Source organism: Streptomyces sp. NPDC031426, from assembly GCF_055581585.1.
In genome coordinates this window covers 49,869-66,906 of the sequence record NZ_JBVIJE010000021.1, presented here as the reverse complement: position 1 = coordinate 66,906, position 17,038 = coordinate 49,869, and the positions used below count along the sequence as shown (strand labels likewise).

At 72.5% G+C, this 17,038-nt stretch carries 16 protein-coding genes and 1 pseudogene; 9 read left to right on the top strand and 8 right to left on the bottom strand.

Going from position 1 to position 17,038, the window contains the following annotated elements; genetic code table 11:
• Positions 1 to 249: 249 nt before the first annotated feature.
• From ACZ5NH_RS32880 to ACZ5NH_RS32865, 4 genes and pseudogenes are all read left to right on the top strand, one after another.
• Positions 250 to 744, top strand: a complete 495-nt coding sequence (locus tag ACZ5NH_RS32880) for a YbaK/EbsC family protein (RefSeq protein ID WP_468780455.1) — start codon at positions 250 to 252, stop codon at positions 742 to 744.
• 42 nt (positions 745 to 786) lie between these two features.
• Complete coding sequence (locus tag ACZ5NH_RS32875; RefSeq protein WP_468780453.1) at positions 787 to 1,485, top strand: SDR family oxidoreductase; 699 nt, start codon at positions 787 to 789, stop codon at positions 1,483 to 1,485.
• Positions 1,486 to 1,491: 6 nt separating this feature from the next.
• Positions 1,492 to 2,091 (top strand): annotated as a pseudogene (locus ACZ5NH_RS32870) (ABC transporter permease); the annotation flags it as partial.
• 70 nt (positions 2,092 to 2,161) lie between these two features.
• Complete coding sequence (locus ACZ5NH_RS32865; RefSeq protein WP_468780451.1) at positions 2,162 to 3,064, top strand: ribokinase; 903 nt, start codon at positions 2,162 to 2,164, stop codon at positions 3,062 to 3,064.
• A 244-nt stretch (positions 3,065 to 3,308) separates the two neighbouring features.
• Here the strand turns inward: ACZ5NH_RS32865 and ACZ5NH_RS32860 are convergent, their stop codons facing one another.
• Genes ACZ5NH_RS32860 through ACZ5NH_RS32850 form a run of 3 tightly spaced genes read right to left on the bottom strand, consistent with a single transcriptional unit; the run spans position 3,309 to position 6,444 of the window.
• Positions 3,309 to 4,148, bottom strand: coding sequence for a sugar phosphate isomerase/epimerase family protein (locus ACZ5NH_RS32860; RefSeq protein ID WP_468780449.1), 840 nt, complete (start codon positions 4,146 to 4,148; stop codon positions 3,309 to 3,311).
• On the bottom strand, positions 4,145 to 5,296 hold the full coding sequence (locus tag ACZ5NH_RS32855; protein WP_468780447.1) for a dihydrodipicolinate synthase family protein: 1,152 nt from the start codon (positions 5,294 to 5,296) through the stop codon (positions 4,145 to 4,147). The genes ACZ5NH_RS32860 and ACZ5NH_RS32855 overlap by 4 nt, the downstream gene beginning before the upstream one ends.
• Positions 5,293 to 6,444, bottom strand: a complete 1,152-nt coding sequence (locus tag ACZ5NH_RS32850) for a Gfo/Idh/MocA family protein (protein ID WP_468780445.1) — start codon at positions 6,442 to 6,444, stop codon at positions 5,293 to 5,295. Before ACZ5NH_RS32850 ends, ACZ5NH_RS32855 begins: the two co-directional genes overlap by 4 nt.
• A 222-nt stretch (positions 6,445 to 6,666) precedes the next feature.
• Here ACZ5NH_RS32850 and ACZ5NH_RS32845 point away from each other — a divergent pair, with 222 nt between their 5' ends.
• On the top strand, positions 6,667 to 7,725 hold the full coding sequence (locus tag ACZ5NH_RS32845) for a LacI family DNA-binding transcriptional regulator (protein WP_468780443.1): 1,059 nt from the start codon (positions 6,667 to 6,669) through the stop codon (positions 7,723 to 7,725).
• Here the strand turns inward: ACZ5NH_RS32845 and ACZ5NH_RS32840 are convergent.
• On the bottom strand, positions 7,711 to 8,922 hold the full coding sequence (locus ACZ5NH_RS32840; protein WP_468780441.1) for an FAD-dependent monooxygenase: 1,212 nt from the start codon (positions 8,920 to 8,922) through the stop codon (positions 7,711 to 7,713). The two genes, ACZ5NH_RS32845 and ACZ5NH_RS32840, sit on opposite strands and share 15 nt — an antisense overlap.
• Before the next feature lie 181 nt (positions 8,923 to 9,103).
• Positions 9,104 to 9,367: a hypothetical protein gene (locus ACZ5NH_RS32835; RefSeq protein ID WP_468780439.1), complete on the bottom strand. Its 264-nt coding sequence runs from the start codon at positions 9,365 to 9,367 to the stop codon at positions 9,104 to 9,106.
• Between the two features lie 384 nt (positions 9,368 to 9,751).
• On the opposite strand from ACZ5NH_RS32835, the gene ACZ5NH_RS32830 reads away from it, so the two are divergent.
• From ACZ5NH_RS32830 to ACZ5NH_RS32815, 4 genes are all read left to right on the top strand, one after another.
• Positions 9,752 to 10,681, top strand: a complete 930-nt coding sequence (locus ACZ5NH_RS32830; RefSeq protein WP_468780437.1) for a bifunctional helix-turn-helix transcriptional regulator/GNAT family N-acetyltransferase — start codon at positions 9,752 to 9,754, stop codon at positions 10,679 to 10,681.
• Between the two features lie 40 nt (positions 10,682 to 10,721).
• A complete protein-coding gene (locus ACZ5NH_RS32825; protein WP_388627638.1) occupies positions 10,722 to 11,522 on the top strand; it encodes a sugar phosphate isomerase/epimerase family protein in 801 nt (266 codons plus the stop codon).
• 153 nt (positions 11,523 to 11,675) lie between these two features.
• The gene (locus ACZ5NH_RS32820; RefSeq protein WP_468780435.1) at positions 11,676 to 12,926 is read left to right on the top strand and encodes an MFS transporter; all 1,251 of its coding nucleotides are present in this window, start codon (positions 11,676 to 11,678) and stop codon (positions 12,924 to 12,926) included.
• Positions 12,927 to 13,230: 304 nt separating this feature from the next.
• A complete protein-coding gene (locus tag ACZ5NH_RS32815; protein WP_468780433.1) occupies positions 13,231 to 13,659 on the top strand; it encodes a LysR substrate-binding domain-containing protein in 429 nt (142 codons plus the stop codon).
• A gap of 21 nt (positions 13,660 to 13,680) precedes the next feature.
• On the opposite strand, the gene ACZ5NH_RS32810 is transcribed toward ACZ5NH_RS32815, so the two are convergent.
• The 3 genes from ACZ5NH_RS32810 to ACZ5NH_RS32800 form a co-directional block, all read right to left on the bottom strand.
• Positions 13,681 to 14,280, bottom strand: a complete 600-nt coding sequence (locus tag ACZ5NH_RS32810) for a hypothetical protein (protein WP_388627632.1) — start codon at positions 14,278 to 14,280, stop codon at positions 13,681 to 13,683.
• Positions 14,281 to 14,411: 131 nt separating this feature from the next.
• Positions 14,412 to 16,262: a glycoside hydrolase family 3 protein gene (locus tag ACZ5NH_RS32805; protein WP_468780431.1), complete on the bottom strand. Its 1,851-nt coding sequence runs from the start codon at positions 16,260 to 16,262 to the stop codon at positions 14,412 to 14,414.
• A 306-nt stretch (positions 16,263 to 16,568) separates the two neighbouring features.
• A complete protein-coding gene (locus ACZ5NH_RS32800) occupies positions 16,569 to 16,964 on the bottom strand; it encodes a hypothetical protein (protein ID WP_451552008.1) in 396 nt (131 codons plus the stop codon).
• Between the last annotated feature and the right edge of the window lie 74 nt (positions 16,965 to 17,038).

The following is a 17,038-nucleotide window of genomic DNA, read 5'->3' as shown; positions in this document are numbered from 1 at the left end:
CGGAAGAGGGAGCCCCGACGCGTCACAGTGTTGATCGGACTCACCTCCTCAGTTGCGCAGTAGTGCACGGCGCCGCCGAAGCTACCACAAGGATCGTGAGGGATCGGAAGATTTGTGCCAACGGGCTTTGGCGGAGCCCCAGGTCGGCGGCCTGCTTTCGGGGCGGGTGCGGAACAAGGCTGCCAATCAGTGCCGTTCCCGCTCCTGGGATCCGGCCAACTCCCTTGTCCGGGCGGTAATCTGGGGCGGGTGAGCGATCCCGTATCCGTCGAGCCGCCGGAGGTGCTCACCGCGCTCGGCGCCGTCTTCCGGCTGTGTGAGCATCCTGGTGTGGTGGAGCCCGTCGAGGTGTGCGCCGCGCTGGGCGTTCCGCTGGAGCGGACCGTGAAGACCCTGGCCTTCGTCACCCCGGAGGACCGGCTGCTGCTGGCCGCGCTACCCGGTCATGCGCGGCTGCGGTACGGCCCCCTGGCGCGGGCCGCCGGGCTACGTCGTGGCGATCTGTCCCCTGCCGGCGCCGGTCGGCTGGCGCGGGCGGGGATGCGGCCCGGCGGGGTGTGCCCGGTGTCGTCGGACGGGGCCGCGCTGGTCGTCTTCGATGAGGCCGTCGGTGGTCTGGGGCGTGTGCACTGCGGCAGCGGGCGGCCCGACAGGAGTATCGAGATCCAGGCGCGGGCGCTGGTCGCGGCTGTGCCGACTGCCGTCACGGCGGCGATCGGGGACGTGCCCGGCGAGCGCGCATGAACACATTGCGTGGGCGTGGTACGGGGGCCGTGAGGTGAGCGCGTGACCGGGATCGTGCGGATCGAGGGCGCCACCGCGCTCGTGACCGGCGCCAACCGCGGGCTCGGGCGGGTGATGGCCCGGATGCTCGTCGAGCGGGGGGCGCGGCGCGTCTACGGTGGGGCCCGTGATCCGCGCGAGGTCGCGGAGCCCGGTGTCGTTCCGGTACGGCTCGACGTCACCGATCCCGGGCAGGTGGCCGCGGCCGCCGAGACGTGTGCCGACCTGACCCTGCTCGTCAACAACGCCGGAGTGCTCACCGACAGCCCGCTGCTGGCCGCGCCCGACCTGGCGGCCGCCCGCACGGAGATGGAGGTCAACTACTTCGGCACGCTCGCCATGTGCCGCGCCTTCGCGCCGCTGCTGGTCGGCAACGCGCCCGGCGCCATCGTGAACGTGCTGTCCATCGCCAGCTGGTTCACCAACCCGGCGATGGGCTCGTACAGCGCCTCCAAGGCCGCCGCCTGGGCCATGACCAACGGGGTCCGGGAGGAGCTGCGGGACACCGGTGTCCTTGTCGTCGGCGTGCACTGCGGTTACATCGACACGGACATGGCCGCCCATGTGAGCGGGCCCAAGAACACTCCGGAGTCGATCGCCGCGCAGGCCTTCGACGCCGTCCAGGCCGGTCGCACGGAAGTCCTGGCCGACGAGCGGACCCGGCGGGCCAAGGCCGACCTGGGGCGTCCCAGCCCCGCCTGACCTTCCGTGGTCGCGGGTCGGGTGAACGGTTTCCTCATCGCCTACGGCAAGCTGCCGCCGTTCATCGCGACCCTGGCCATGCTGTCGGTGGGCCGTGGCCTCGCCCCGGTGATCTCGCAGGGCTCCCCCATCGCCTTCCCGGCCTCGGTCTCGCACCTCGGGGAACCCTCGGCGGGCGGCCGGCGCGGCCTCCAGGCTGTCCTCGGCGCAGCCGCAGGCCGCCGACGGCTATGAGCTGGACGCGATCGCGGCGGTCGTCATCGGCGGTACCTCGCTCGCGGGCGGCACCGGCAAGGCGTCCGGCGCGCTGAACCTGGCGGTGCTCCGCAACGGCCTCAACTGCTGAACCTCTCCGCGTTCCGGCAGCAGTTCGTGATCGGCGTCGTCATCGCGCCGGCCTACCCCGGCATCCAGGTGGTGGCCCAGGCGCTCGGCTCCAAGGCCGGGAGGTCCGTCCAGGTCGTCGGTTTCGACGGCACCGGACGGGCTGACGGCGGTGGAGAACGGCACGCTGTACGCGTCGGTCGCCCAGCAGCCACCCCGGTTGGCAGGATCGCCGTGGACAGCGGGCGGCGCGGGCGGGCGGTCGTACACCATGGGTCATCCGGCATGGGTCACCATGGGTGACGGCCGCCCGCCCGGGGGCATCTCTCAGGGGAATCAGGGGAGTCAACTGATGTACGACTACGACCTGCTGGTCGTGGGTTCGGCCAACGCCGACCTCGTGATCGAAGTCGAGCGGCGGCCCGCCGCCGGCGAGACGGTGCTCGGCGGCGACCTGGCCGTCCACCCGGGCGGCAAGGGCGCCAACCAGGCGGTCGCCGCCGCCCGGCTCGGCGCGGATACGGCCGTGCTGGCCCGGGTCGGCGACGACGGCCACGGCCGGCTGCTGCTGGACTCCCTGCGCGCGGCCGGTGTCGACACGGTCGGCGTGCTGGTGGGCGGGGCGCCCACGGGCGTGGCACTGATCACCGTGGACCCCTCGGGGGACAACAGCATCGTGGTGTCGCCGGGCGCCAACGCCCGCCTCACCCCGGCGGACATCCGGGCCGCGGTGAGCCTGTTCCTGGCCTCGCGGGTGGTGTCGGCGCAGCTGGAGATCCCGCTGGAGACGGTCGTGGAGGTCGTACGGAACCTGTCCCCGGACAGCCGTTTCGTGCTGAACCCGTCCCCGCCCAGGCCGCTGCCCACGGAGGTGCTCGCGGCCTGCGACCCGCTGATCGTGAACGAGCACGAGGCCCGGGTGATCCTCGGCGAGGCCTGTGTGAGCGAGGACCCGGCGGACTGGGCGCGGCTGCTGCTGGCCAAGGGTCCGCGCTCGGTGGTGGTGACGCTGGGCGCGGGAGGGGCGCTGGTGTGCGACTCCCTGGAGGTGACCCGGGTGGCGTCGGTGAAGGTCGACGCGGTGGACACGACAGGTGCCGGGGACGCGTTCACGGCGGCTCTGGCGTGGAAGCTGAGCACGGGTGCGGATCTGCCGGAGGCGGCGGCCTACGCGGCCCGGGTCGGCGCGGCGGCCGTGACCAAGCGGGGCGCGCAGGAGTCGTATCCGACGGCGGAGGAGGTCGAGACGCTGTGAACGCCACGGCGGCAAAGGAGGTGCGCGGCCGCAACACACGGCCGTACGCGAATGTGCTGCTGCGGTGCGGCGTGTCCTTCTGAGGCCCGTACGACTTCGAGGGGGCGGCGCCGGTCCGTCGACCGGGGCCGCCCCCTCGGCTTTCCCCTCCGTATCAGAACCCCGTGAATCCCCCCCCCGGGTCCCCTCCCGGGTTCTGATGACATGTACGACACTCAGGGCCCGGGCAGGGTTGCACGCGTCTTCAAGATTCTTTGTGCACGTGTTCCACGAACCGCTCCGCCGTCTCCGCCAGCACCTCCCGGCCGTCCCGGGCCCACAGCTCCTCGTTGAAGAGTTCGACCTCGATGGGACCGGTGTAGCCGGCCGCCTCCACATGGCCCCGCCACCCGCGCATGTCGATCGCGCCCTCGCCGAGCTGACCGCGGCCGTTGAGGACGCCCTCGGGCAGCGGGGTGATCCAGTCCGCGAGTTGGAAGGTGTGGATACGGCCGCCCTCCCCCGCGCGGGCGATCTGCGCGGGAGCCTGGTCGTCCCACCAGATGTGGTACGTGTCCACCGTGACGCCCACTTGATGAGCCGGGAAGCGCTCGGCCAGGTCCAGGGCCTGGGCCAGCGTCGACACCACGCAGCGGTCGGCGGCGTACATGGGGTGCAGGGGCTCGATGGCCAGGCGGACGCCGTGGTCCTCGGCGTGGGGCGCGAGGTCGGCGAGGGCGTCCGCGATGCGTTCGCGGGCCGCCCTCAGGTCCTTGCTGCCGGGCGGGAGGCCGCCGGAGACCAGGACCAGGGTGTCGGTGCCGAGCGTGGCCGCCTCCTCGATCGCCCGCCGGTTGTCGGCGAGGGCACGGGACCGCTCCTCCGGGTCGATCGCCGTGAAGAAGCCGCCCCGGCACAGGGTCGTCACCGTCAGGCCCGCGTCCCGGATCAGTTTCCCCGTCTCCGCGACGCCGTACGCCTGGACCGGTTCGCGCCACAGGCCGACCTGGCCGACACCCAACTGGGCGCAGGCGTCCACCAGTTCCGGCAGGGACAGCTGCTTCACCGTCATCTGATTGATGCTGAAGCGCGCGAGATCGGTCACTGGTTCACCCCGTACAGCGACAGCAGGTTCTTCATCTGTTCCTCGGCGAGCTTGGGGTCCGGGAACAGGCCGAGGCCGTCGGCGAGTTCGTAGGCGCGGGCCAGGTGCGGGAGGGAGCGGGCCGACTGCAGGCCGCCGACCATCGTGAAGTGGCACTGGTGACCCGCCAGCCAGGCCAGGAAGACCACGCCCGTCTTGTAGAAGCGGGTGGGGGCCTGGAAGAGGTGACGGGACAACTCGACCGTGGGATCGAGCAGTTCACGGAAACCGGTCGTGTCCCCGGTGTCCAGGACCCGTACCGCCTGCGCCGCCAGCGGCCCCAGCGGGTCGAAGACGCCCAGCAGGGCGTGGCTGAATCCCTGGTCGTCGCCCGCGATCAGCTCGGGGTAGTTGAAGTCGTCACCGGTGTAGCAGCGGACCCCGCGCGGCAGCCGGCGGCGGAGGTCGATCTCCCGCTGCGCGTCCAGCAACGACACCTTGATGCCGTCCACCTTGTCCGGGTGCGCGGCGATGACCTCCAGGAACGTCTCCGTCGCCGCGTCCAGGTCGGCCGAGCCCCAGTAGCCCCCCAGCGCCGGGTCGAACATCGGGCCCAGCCAGTGCAGGATCACCGGCCCGGCGGACTGGCGCAGGAGATGGCCGTAGACCTCCAGGTAGTCCTCGGGGCCGGAGGCGGCCGCGGCAAGCGCCCGCGACGCCATCAGGATCGCCTGGGCGCCCGACTCCTCCACCACCGCGAGCTGTTCCTCGTAGGCGGCGCGGATCTCGGCCAGGGAGCCGCACTCGATCTGGTCGGTGCCGGCCCCGCAGGCGATACGGCCGCCCACCGACCGCGCCTCGGCCGCGCTCCGGCGGATCAGCTCCGCCGCGCCCGCCCAGTCCAGGCCCATGCCCCGCTGGGCGGTGTCCATCGCCTCGGCGACGCCGAGTCCGTGGGACCACAGGTGGCGGCGGAAGGCGAGGGTGGCGTCCCAGTCGACGGCGGCGGGCGAGTCGGGGGACACGTCCGCGAACGGGTCGGCCACGACGTGCGCCGCCGAGAAGACCGTACGGGAGGTGAAAGGGGTGCCCGGCGTGCTCGCCGGCGGCTCGGTGCGGGGTTCGTACGTACGCAACGAACCGTCCACCGAAGGGAGTTGGATGGTCACAGGGCGATCTCCGGTACCGCGATGCGGCGGCCCTCCGTCGAGGACTTGAGCCCCAGCTCGGCCAGCTGGACGCCACGGGCGCCGGCCAGCAGGTCCCAGTGGTACGGCGCGTCGGCGTGGACGTGCCGGAGGAACAGCTCCCACTGGGCCTTGAAGCCGTTGTCGAAGTCGCCGTTGTCCGGTACCTCCTGCCACTGGTCGCGGAAGGCCTCGGTGGCCGGGAGGTCCGGGTTCCAGACCGGCTTGGGGGTCGCCGACCTGTGCTGCGCCCGGCACTTCCTGAGCCCCGCCACCGCGGAGCCCTCGGTGCCGTCGACCTGGAATTCCACCAGCTCGTCGCGGTTGACGCGGACCGCCCAGGAGGAGTTGATCTGGGCGATCGCGCCGCCCTCCAGCTCGAAGACGCCGTACGCCGCGTCGTCCGCCGTCGCGTCGTAGGGCTTGCCCTGTTCGTCCCAGCGCTGCGGGATGTGGGTGGTGGCGAGGGCCTGGACGGACTTCACCCGGCCGAACAGCTCGTGCAGGACGTATTCCCAGTGCGGGAACATGTCGACGACGATGCCTCCGCCGTCCTCGGCGCGATAGTTCCAGGAGGGGCGCTGGGCGGGCTGCCAGTCGCCCTCGAACACCCAGTAGCCGAACTCGCCCCGCACGGAGAGGATCCGGCCGAAGAAGCCGCCGTCGATGAGCCGCTTCAGCTTCAGCAGGCCCGGCAGGAAGATCTTGTCCTGGACGACGCCGTGCTTGATGCCCTTGGCGTGGGCCAGCCTGGCCAGCTCCAGCGCGCCCGCCAGGCCCGTCGCCGTCGGCTTCTCGGTGTAGATGTGCTTGCCCGCCGCGATCGCCTTCTTGATCGACTCCTCACGGGCCGAGGTGACCTGGGAGTCGAAGTAGATGTCCACGGACGGCTCGGCCAGCACCGCGTCCACGTCCGTGGAGACCTGGTCGAGGCCGTGGCGGTCGGCGATCTCCCGCAGGGCGTGCTCGCGGCGGCCGAGCAGGATCGGCTCCGGCCACAGCACGGTGCCGTCGCCGAGGCGGAGGCCGCCCTGCTCGCGCAGGGCGAGGATCGACCGTACGAGGTGCTGGCGGTAGCCCATGCGCCCGGTCACGCCGTTCATGGCGATTCGCACCGTCTTGCGTGTCACGTGAGTCCCCTCTGTCAACCCATGTAGCAAGCGCTTTCTACACCGAGAAGCTAGCCTCTGGACGGTGGTCCGGACAAGACCGTGTCCCCTTCGAGTTGTTCGAGGGGGCGAACAATCGAGGGCCATGGCTTTAAGGTCTGCTCGACGGATTCTCGGAACCAGCAGCAGGACTCGGCTGTCTACGAGGGCGTACGACACGACGCGCGACCGGAGGACGACGAGATGACGGTGACCCTGGCGGATGTGGCGGCCCGCGCCCAGGTCTCACCCGCGACGGTGTCGCGCGTGCTGAACGGCAACTACCCGGTGGCCGCCTCCACGCGCGAACGGGTGCTGCGGGCGGTGGACGAGCTGGACTACGTCCTCAACGGCCCGGCGAGCGCCCTCGCCGCGGCCACGTCCGACCTGGTCGGCATCCTCGTCCACGACATCGCCGACCCCTTCTTCGGGATCATGGCGAGCGCGATCCAGGCGGAGATCGGGGGCGTCGGGGGTGGCCGGGCGGGCGGTGAGCGGCTCGCGGTGGTCTGCAACACGGGTGGCTCGCCGGAGCGTGAGCTGACGTATCTGACGCTGCTGCAGCGGCAGCGGGCGGCGGCCGTGGTGCTGACCGGCGGGGCCGTGGAGGACGCGCCGCACGCGGCGGCGGTCGCGGCGAAGCTGCGCAAGCTCGCCGAGGCCGGGACCCGGGTGGTGCTGTGCGGGCGGCCGCCGGCGCCCGACACCGAGGCCGTGGCGCTGCCCTTCGACAACCGGGGCGGAGCGCACCGGCTCACCGAGCATCTGCTCGGCCTCGGCCACCGCCGCCTCGGCTACATCGCGGGCCCCGAGGAGCGTACGACGACCCGGCACCGGCTGGAGGGCCACCGGGCGGCGCTGGCCGCGGCGGGCGTCGAGGAGGACCCGCGCTGGACGGTGTACGGGCGTTACGACCGGCGGTCCGGGTACGAGGCCACGCTGGAGCTGCTGCGCCGGGATCCCTCCTTGACCGCCGTCGTCGCCGCGAACGACTCCGTCGCACTCGGGGCGTGCGCGGCGCTGCGGGACTCCGGGCTGCGGATTCCGGACGACGTGTCGGTCGCCGGGTTCGACGATCTGCCGTTCAGCGTGGACGCGATGCCTTCTCTTACGACCGTGCGGTTGCCGCTCGCGGAGGCGGGGGCCAGGGCCGGGCGGATCGCCATGGGGCGGGAGGAGGCACCCCCCGGAGGGATCGCGACCGTCCGGGGGGAACTGATGGTGCGGGGGTCCTCGGGAGTGCCCCGGTCAGCCGGGAAGTGACCTTCCCAGCAGCGGCATCGGTGCCTCGCCCCTCCTGCGGTCCCGGTACCAGCGCCTGCCGGTCTCGTAAGCCCGGCGGGCCCTGCGTACGGCGGGGATCTGGGTGGCGAGGTGGACCTGGTAGCGCCACGGGGCCTGGTGGCCCTGACGTACCGACATGGCGTAGGCGAAGGAGACCGGGTCGCGGTCCAGGTAGTCGTCCAGTTGCTCGAACCAGGCCATGCTGGTGCGCGCACCCGCCTGGATGGGGTGGAGTTCGGCGCGGCGGTGCTGGTCGTACTCGCGCAGTGCCGTCCGCGGATCCGGGAAGCTCGACAGGCTGTGGGCCAGCACGATCGCGTCGATCATCGCCAGCCGGGTGCCGGAGCCGAGCGTGAAGTGGGTGGTGTGCGCGGCGTCGCCGGCCAGGACGACGTTGCCGTCGACCCAGGTGCGGTTGCTGATGTGCTGGAACCGCTGCCATTTCGCCGGTTCGCCGCGTGACCTGCTGATCAGGGAGTGGCCGTCGAGCGCCCGGTGGAAGATCTTCTCCAGCAGGGGCATGGCGTCCTCGGGATCGAGCGTGTCGAGGCCGAGGCCCTGCCAGGTCTGCGGTGAGCACTCCACGATGCAGGTGCTGATGCCGTGGAACGACGGATAGGCGTGGAACCAGATCCAGCCGGCCGGGGTCTCCTCGAAGCAGAACACGAAGCTGTCGAACTGCCGGTCCGTGCCGAGCCAGATATAGGGGTTGCGGCCGGTCTCCACCTTGGTCCCGAAGTGCTCGGCGCGGCTCTGCCGGATCCGGCTGCCCGCGCCGTCGGCGGCCACGATCAGGTCGGCCTCGGGCAGGTCGGCGGGGTCGGCGAGCTTCTCGTGGCGGACGTCGACGCCGAGCGCCCGTGCGCGGCGGGTCAGCACGTCCAGCAGGGCGGCGCGGCCCATGCTGTAGCCGTAGCCGCCGAAGTACGCCGTGCCGTCGTGCCGGCTGCCGTGCAGGCGGATCTCCTGGTCCTGCCAGAGCACGGAACCGGCGCTCACCGCCCGTGCGCTCTCGGGGTCGTTGCTGTGCAGGATGTCCAGCAGATCGTTCCAGTACACGACCCCCCAGCCGTACGTCGCCTCCGGCGGGTCCCGCTCGATCACGGTGATCTCGTGACCGGCGTCCCGCAGTTTCGCGGAGATGGCGAAGTACAGCCCTGCCGGGCCTCCGCCCACGCAAACGATCCTCATCCGGTACTACCTCCGTTGTCACGGCCGCACTGGAAACATCACTTCTGTTACGTGCTCGTGCATATGGATCCGGGTGCCCGTGGGGTCGGGCACCCGGATCCACCCTTGGTTTGTCAGGGGTGTCGGCTACAGGTGTCGGCTACTGGTGTCGGCTACTGCTGGGCGCTCAGTCGCAGCCCCAGCCGCCGCCCCAGCCCCAGCCGCCGCCGTCACCCCAGCCCCAGCCCCAGCCCCAGCCGCCGCCCCAGCCCCAGCCGCCCCAGCCCCAGCCCCAGCCGTCTCCGTGGTACGTGACGACATGTGCGGGAGCAGACGCAGGAGCAGAGGAGGTGGCAGCCTGGGCCGCTCCGGCTCCGGCCACGATGGCCAGGATCGGCGCCGAGCAGACCGCTATGGCCACTCTCTTCATCCGGGTGGTGTGTGCGCGCATGATGAGCCCCTCTCCGGAGGGTGTGGTTGAGTTGCCGGACGGCCTCGACGGGCCGCCCGTTGCGCTCCAGCCTGCGCGTCGCTCGGAGCGCCGCCCGCCGCCACGTGATAGGCGCTCTCGCGGCGGACCGCCACGTCCGCCATAAAACGGACATAAGTGGCGTTCTTCATCAAAGCTACGACGAGGTCGCGGCGTAGTCAAAAGCAGGACTCCCTACCGGCCTAAAGAACAGGCAAAGGAAGCGGACCCGGGTCCGGACAGCCAACGCCCCTGCGCCCCAGCACATTTGGTGCGCCGCCGAACCGGGCCGTGGACGCGGGCGGGCGGCAGGCCTAGGCTCTGCAGGACGGCATCTCTGACTGAGTCAAACATCGGGGGGCGATCATGACCGTCCAGGACGTCCGCGCCTTCAACCGCTTCTACACGGGCCTCATCGGCGCCCTCGACTACGGCCGCCATCTCTACGCCCCGTACACCCTCACCGAATCCCGGGTGCTGTACGAACTCGCCCAGGTCCCGCACCTGGACGCGGTCGATCTGCGCACGCTGCTCGACCTGGACGCCGGGTATCTGAGCCGGATCCTCAACAAGTTCGAGGACGCCGGGCTGATCGAGCGCGGCCCCTCGCAGAGCGATCCGCGCCGGCGGCGGGTGCGGCTCACCGCGCAGGGACGGGAGGCCGCCGCCCTGCTCGACGAGCGGGCCCGGGAGACGGTCGGCGCCATGCTCGCGACCGTGGCCCCGGCCGACCTGCCACGGCTGGCGCAGGCCATGCGGACCGTCCAGGAAGTCCTCGGCGAGGGCGGGGCCCGGAACGGCGAGGCCGTGCTGCGCGAGCCACGTCCGGGCGACCTCGGCTGGATCGTGCAGCGCAACGCGGCCCTGTACGCGGCCGAGTACGGCTGGAACGCCGACTACGAGGGCCTGGTGGCCCGGATCGTCGCCGACTTCGCGGAGGACCACGACCCGCATCTGGAGCGGGTGTGGATCGCCGAGCTGGGCGGGCGCCCGGTGGGCTGCGTGATGTGCGTACGGGACGACGCACCCGGTACCGCGCGGCTGCGGCTGCTGCTCGTCGAGCCGGAGGCACGCGGGCACGGCATCGGCGACCGGCTGGTGCGGGCCGTGGTCGACTTCGCGCGCGGGGTCGGCTACCGCGACCTGGTGCTGTGGACCAACGACGTGCTCAGCGGCGCCCGCCGGATCTACCAGCGACACGGCTTCGTCCTCGTCGCGGAGAAACCGCACCGCTCCTTCGGCAAGGATCTCGTGGGCCAGGACTGGCGACTGGATCTGCACGAATCGGACGGCTGACAAGTCACGAATCGGACGGATGACGAGTAGGGTCCGGGCCATGAAGCTGGCGTTCTCCACTCTCGGTGTCCCCGGCCTGCCCGTCCCTGAGGTCCTGTCGCTCGCGACCGCGCACGGCTACCACGGCGTCGAACTGCGCGCCCATCCGGAGGAGCCGGTCCATCCCGGCCTCTCCCCCGCCGAACGCGCCGCCACTGCGGCCCGGTTCAAGGAGGCCGGGGTCGAAGTGCTGGGCCTAGCCGGGTACGCGCGCGTGGCCGCGCCCGGTGACGACGCACCCGTACTGGCGGAGATCCGGGATCTCCTCCATCTCGCCCACGACCTGGGCGCGCCCTTCGTCCGGGTCTTCCCCGGCGCCGACCCCGACCGCCCCCGCGAGGAGTCCGACGCGCTGGCCGCTCGGCGGCTCGGCACCGCCGCGGAGGACGCCACCGCGCTCGGGGTGCGGATCCTGCTGGAGACGCACGACTCGCATCGCACCGGCGCCGACGTGATCCGGGTGCTGGGCCCGGTCGGGCACCGGCAGGTGGGCGCGCTGTGGGACGTCATGCACACCTGGCTGGGCGGCGAGCAGCCCGCCGACACCTATGCGGCGCTCGCTCCGCATCTGGGGTATGTGCAGGTCAAGGACATCGCGTCGGCCGACGACACAGGGCCGCTGCCGCTGGGCTCGGGGGTGCTTCCGCTCACCGAGTGCGTGGATGTGCTGTGCCGGCACGGGTGGGACGGGTGGTTGTGCTGGGAGTACGAGAAGCGGTGGTACGGGTCGGCCGCGCCGCTTGCGGGGTTGTTGGGGGCGGGGCGGGAGCATTTGCTGCGCCTGCTGGGTGAGGCGGCGTAGGTTCACTGCGGCTACGGGCTCGGGGGGTGTCGGCCGTTGCCGGGTGCGGGCGCGTGGTGGCTGGTCGCGCAGTTCCCCGCGCCCCTGACGGGGCGCTGCCCCGCCCCGGTTAATTCGGTGGCCGGAGTTCAGGTGCCCGGTTAGCCTCCCCCGGTGATCCAGCCGCTCATCGACATACGGCCCCTGCGCGCCTCGTCCCTCTTCCGGCGGCTGCTGGTCGGGCGGACCGTGTCCACGCTCGGTGGGTTCATGACCATGGTGACGGTCATGTACCAGGTGTGGGACATGACCCGCAGCACGGCGTGGACCGGTGCGGTGGGGCTCGCGCAGGCGGTGCCGCTGGTGGTGTTCGGGCTGTTCGCGGGCGCCTGGGTGGACCGGGCGGACCGGCGGCGGATCTTCCTGACGGCGACCGTGGGCCAGGCGGCCTGTTCCGCGCTGCTGGCCGTGCAGGGCTTCACCGGGCATGTCCCGGTGGCGGCGGTTCTCGCGCTGGTCGCCGCGCAGTCGGCGTTCGGTGCGCTGGGCGCCCCGGCGGCCGGGGTCTTCGTACCGCGGCTGCTGCCGAAGGACCAGGTGGCCGCCGGTCTGGCCCTGAACCAGGTCACCGGCCAGTCGATGATGCTGCTCGGCCCGGCCCTGGCCGGTGTGCTGCTGGGCTGGCTGGGCATGGGCACCTGCTATCTGCTGGACGCCCTCAGCTTCGGCGTCGCCTTCTACGGCGCCTTCGGACTGCCCGCGCTGCCGCCGCAGGGCGAGCCGTCGCGGGCGGGCCTGCACGGGGTGCTGGACGGGCTGCGGTTCCTGGCCGGGCACCCGGTGGTGCGGGGCGCGCTGATCACCGACCTCGCCGCGACCGTGCTGTCCTTCCCGGTGAGTCTGTTCCCGCTGGTCAACGCCGAGCGGTTCGGCGACGACCCGCGCACGCTCGGCCTGTTCCTGTCGGCCCTGGCGGTGGGCGGTGTCATGGCCACCGCCCTGTCGGGGGCGGTGACCCGGCTCGGCCGGCCGGGTCCGGTCATGCTGGGCGCGGCCGCCGTCTGGGGTGCCTCGCTGGTGCTCTTCGGGCTGACGACCAACCCGTGGCTCGGTCTCGCCCTGCTCGCCGTCGCGGGCGCCGGGGACGCCATCTCGGTCGTCTCCCGGTCCACGATCGTGCAGACCCGCACCCCGGACGCGCTGCTCGGCCGGGTCACGGCGGCCGAGCAGATCGTCGGACAGGCCGGCCCCAGCCTCGGCAACGTGCGCGGCGGCCTGGTCGCCGGCTGGACCGACGGCGCGACCTCACTCATCACCGGCGGCCTGCTGTGTCTGCTCGCGGTGGGCGCGGTCGCCACGACGACACCGGAACTGCGGGACCGGGCACCGGGTCCGGCCGAAGAGGCCGCCGCCGAGCACGCCTGAACGGGGCTCACATGCCGGTTCCGACGTGCCGTGAGCGGCGTCGTGCCGGGTCACGGCGGCCGAGCGGATCGTCGGACAGGCCGGCCCCAGCCTCGGGCGGCCTGCTCGCCGGCTGGACCGGCGGCGCGACCTCACCGATCACCGGCGGCCTGCTGTGTCACATCCCCGGTTCCGGGCGCGCCACGAGGGGAGTCGTGCCGTTCAGGCACCACTCCAGCGCCGCCGGCCAGGGGCCGTACCCGGCGTCGAGGTCGAGGGGGGCGGCGCCGGGGATGATGTCGGCGCGGAGGCCGAGGGGCTCGGCGTGGCGGCGCTGGGCGCCCTCCGCGCAGTACGGGTCGGCGTCACCCGCGTCCCGCTGCGCGAACTGGCCGCCGGACCATGGATCGTGGGCGCGGCCGAGAGCTGCTGCGGCGCGGTGGCCCGCGCGGCGTGCGCGGCGGCGGGCTTCGCCCCGGACATCCGCCACGCGGTGAACGACTGGAGCGCCCTGACCGCCCCGGTGGAGACGGGCGCCGGGGTGGCCCTGGTCCCGCGCCTGGTCCGCCCGCTGTACGCCCACCGCCGCCTCGCCGTACGACCGGTGGCGGGCCGACCGCCGTCCCGGAACGTGTTCGCGGCGGTGCGGACGGGGGCCGAGGGGGATCCGGTGCTGGGCGCGGTGTGCGATCAACTCCGGCTGTCTGCGGCGCGGTTGACCTCGGTCGACGGACCGGTGCCGACGACGGACTGAGCGCAGGCGGCTCCCCTTCCTTCACAGCCGCCGCGCACAGCCCACCGGCCTGCTCCCGCCCAGTTGGACGTACAAAGCCGTCGACGCCGGGCAGTCCACCCGGTCGGGGACGGCCTTCGTGATCCGGTAGGCGGGTTTCCGGCGGCCCGAGCCGTCGCACGCCGTCTCGCGGACCTGGCCCTTGCCGGAGTCGTACACGCAGTCGCCGGGGATCGTGCGGGGGCCGCCCCCGCCGCCGGGGTCGCCCGGGTGCGGGGGCTCCAGGTTGCGCATGCAGGCGTAGCCCTGGGGGACCGCGCCGTCGCCGTCCTCGTCGGCGGTCGCGGACCGGGCGCTGATGTGCAGCACGAAATCGGTGGTCGCCGGGCACAGGGGGCCGTCGGCGGAGGCGCCGTCGTAGCGGGCGACGACCCTGGCCACCGCCCGCTCGCTCGCGCAGGGCACCTCGGTGAAGCCGGTCGTGCCGAAGGAACTGCACTCGCCGACCGCGAGGAACTCGGCGCCGTAGCCGCCGCTCGCGGCCGGCGTGGGGCGGGCGTCACCGACGGGGGTACCCGGCGTGCCCCGGCAGCCGGACAGCAGCGCGGCCGGTAGCAGGAACGCGAGGCACGCGGCCCTCACGGCACCTTTCCCACGCATGGCCATCCCCCCTGACACCCCGGTCCAGCGTGGCCCTTGGCGGCGCGGCCACGCCAGGCATGCGGGAGGGTTTCCCCCAGTTGGGGGTATTGCGCCCGGTGTGTGGCGTACGGCTAGTACGTCAGTCCGTACCCGATCGGGTACAGCACCTGCGTGGGGTCGTCGGCCCGCTGCACCGGCACCGGCAGCTTGCCGCGCGGGGGCACGCGTCCGGCGATCACCCGGGCGGCGGCGCGCACTTCGACGTCCGTCCAGCCGTAGGAAGCCAACGCGGCCTTGACGGAGGGGTACTGGGCCACGTCGTAGGGGTTGCGGACGGCCAGTGCGGCCAGTGGCTTCCCCGTGGACAGCAGCTGTTCCACCAGGGTGCTCTGGGCGTTGCCCGCCGTCACGTTGTAGGTCGCGACGACCACCGCGTCCGTGTTCTGCGCGGCCGTGACCGCCTGGGCGATGGTCGCGGCGGAGGGTGCGGTGCCGGTGGACAGGGCCGTGGTGGTGAAGCCCAGCTCGGTGAGGGCGGCGGCCAGCACGCGGGTGGGCGGGCCGGTGGTGCCGGAGGGGGAGGCCGGGTCCGCACCCACGACCAGGAGGCGAGGCTCGGTGCGCGGGGAGAAGGGAAGGACGTGGTCCTCGTTGACCAGGAGGGTCGTGGTGCCTTCGGCGATCCTGTCGGCGGCGGCCAGGTGCGCCTCGGTACCGACCCCGCGGAGATCCGTCCGGCCGCCGCGCCGGTCGTCGAAGAGGCCGAGCCGGGCCTTCAGGCGCAGGATACGCAGGATCGATTCGTCCAGGCGGGACTCGGTCAGCTCGCCGTTCTGGACGGCCTTCAGTACGGCGTTCCAGGCCAGGTCGAGGGACGGCGGGTTGAGCAGCTGGTCCACGCCGGCCTTCAGCGCGAGCACCGGCACCCGGTCGTCGCCGTACTTGGTGCGCACGCCCTCCATGCCGAGGGAGTCGGTGATCACGACCCCGTCGTAGCCGAGTTCGCCGCGCAGGATGCCGGTGAGGATCGGGTGGGAGAGGGTGGCCGGGTCGCCGGAGTCGTCGAGGGCCGGGAACTGGATGTGCGCGGTCATGATCGAGTCGATGTCCGCGGCGATCGCGGCCCGGAAGGGTACGGCGTCCAGCTTCTCCCACAACTCGCGGCTGTGGGTGATGACCGGGAAGCCGGTGTGGCTGTCGGTGGCGGTGTCGCCGTGCCCGGGGAAGTGTTTGGCGGTCGCCGCGACCCGGGCGGCCTGATAGCCCCTCACCTCGGCGGCCACCAGCGCGCCGACGGCGTCCGGGGCGGCGCCGAAGGACCGTACGCCGATGACCGGGTTGGCCGGGTTGACGTTGACGTCGGCGTCCGGGGAGTAGTCCTGGTTGATGCCCATCGCGCGCAGTTCGGCGCCGGAGATCCGGCCGAGGGTGTGCGCGTCCGCGTGGGAGCCGCCGGCGCCGATCGCCATGGCACCCGGGAAGAGGGTGGCGGGCTTGCCGACCCGGCAGACCGCGCCGTGCTCCTGGTCGGTGGCGATGAGCACCGGCAGGCCGCGCGGCTGGGACAGGGAGGCCTGCTGGATGCCGTCGGAGAGGTCGGCGATCTGGTGCGGGTCGCGGGTGTTGTGGGCCCAGGCGAAGTAGATGATCCCGCCGACGCGGTACTCGGCGATCAGCTCGGCGGCCGTGCGGACGCCGATCTCGTTGAGGTTGGCGTCGATGTCGGCCTGGTCGGGGGCGGTCGCGGAGTGGCCGTAGACCCGCATCACGAAGAGCTGGCCGACCTTCTCCTGAAGCGTCATCCGGGAGATCAGGGCGCGCAGCCGGCGGTCGTCGCCGGGCGTGGCGGCGCGGGCGGCCGTCGGCACGGTCAGCGCGGCGGTGAGGCCCGCGGTCGCGGCGAGGACGGCGCGTCTGGAGGGCCTTGCGGTGCCTCCGGTGCTTCCCGTGCTGTTGTCGCTTCCCGTGCTGGTGTCGGGCACGTGCGCTCCTTCCGGAGGAGAACCGCTGAAGGAAACTTCCGAGGAGTCACCAATATCCAGGAAGTTTCTTTCCGTCAAGGGAATGCACGGTAACCGCGAAGGGGCCGCCACCGGCGCAAGGGAGGGGGGCGCGCCGGTGGCGGCGGGCGGCCGGCCGTGCCGCGGCGAAGAGGGTGGGTCGGCGTTCGCGGTCAGTCGCGAGGGGCCGACACCACGGCACGGAAGACTCGTCCGGCAACCCGCGCGTTGGACGAGCGGCGATACGGGGCGGTTCCCCGCGAAGCGAGCCGAGCGGCCGGCTTGCCGTCAGCAGAGGATCCAGCCGGAGCTGACCGAACCATGCGGCCCCACCGCGCCCTTGACCCACACGCAGCGGTGGCCGGCGTGGACCGTCACCGGCCCCGCGTGGTGCCGGTAGGTGCCCTCGTCGACGACCGGGCGGTTGCCACGGGCCTGGACGCTGACGGACATCGTCTGGGCGGGGCCGGGATGCCGGGCCACGGTGACGGCGCAGACGTACCCGTCGCTCTTGTAGACATGGGTGACCCCGCTGCTGAACGGCAGGGCCCGCACCTCGTTCCCGGCGCAGCCGCCGACCGTGCTCGCCTGGGCGGTGCCTGACGTCACGAGGGCGAGCGTCCCGCTCGCCGCCAGCAAGGCCGTACCGAGCGCCAGACGTCGGCGTATCGCACCAATGTCCACTGTCGTCCTCCCCGTACCACGGTCGTGTCTCATCTTGCGGCCGTACTGATGTACGGACGCACGACGTATGCCGG

Excerpts from the sequence above, each read along its gene's own strand:
- ACZ5NH_RS32865 (WP_468780451.1), top strand. The coding sequence starts at position 2,162 with ATGTACGACTACGACCTGCTGGTCGTGGGTTCGGCCAACGCCGACCTC.
- ACZ5NH_RS32845 (WP_468780443.1), top strand. The coding sequence starts at position 6,667 with ATGACGGTGACCCTGGCGGATGTGGCGGCCCGCGCCCAGGTCTCACCC.
- ACZ5NH_RS32835 (WP_468780439.1), bottom strand. The coding sequence starts at position 9,367 with ATGCGCGCACACACCACCCGGATGAAGAGAGTGGCCATAGCGGTCTGC.
- ACZ5NH_RS32830 (WP_468780437.1), top strand. The coding sequence starts at position 9,752 with ATGACCGTCCAGGACGTCCGCGCCTTCAACCGCTTCTACACGGGCCTC.
- ACZ5NH_RS32825 (WP_388627638.1), top strand. The coding sequence starts at position 10,722 with ATGAAGCTGGCGTTCTCCACTCTCGGTGTCCCCGGCCTGCCCGTCCCT.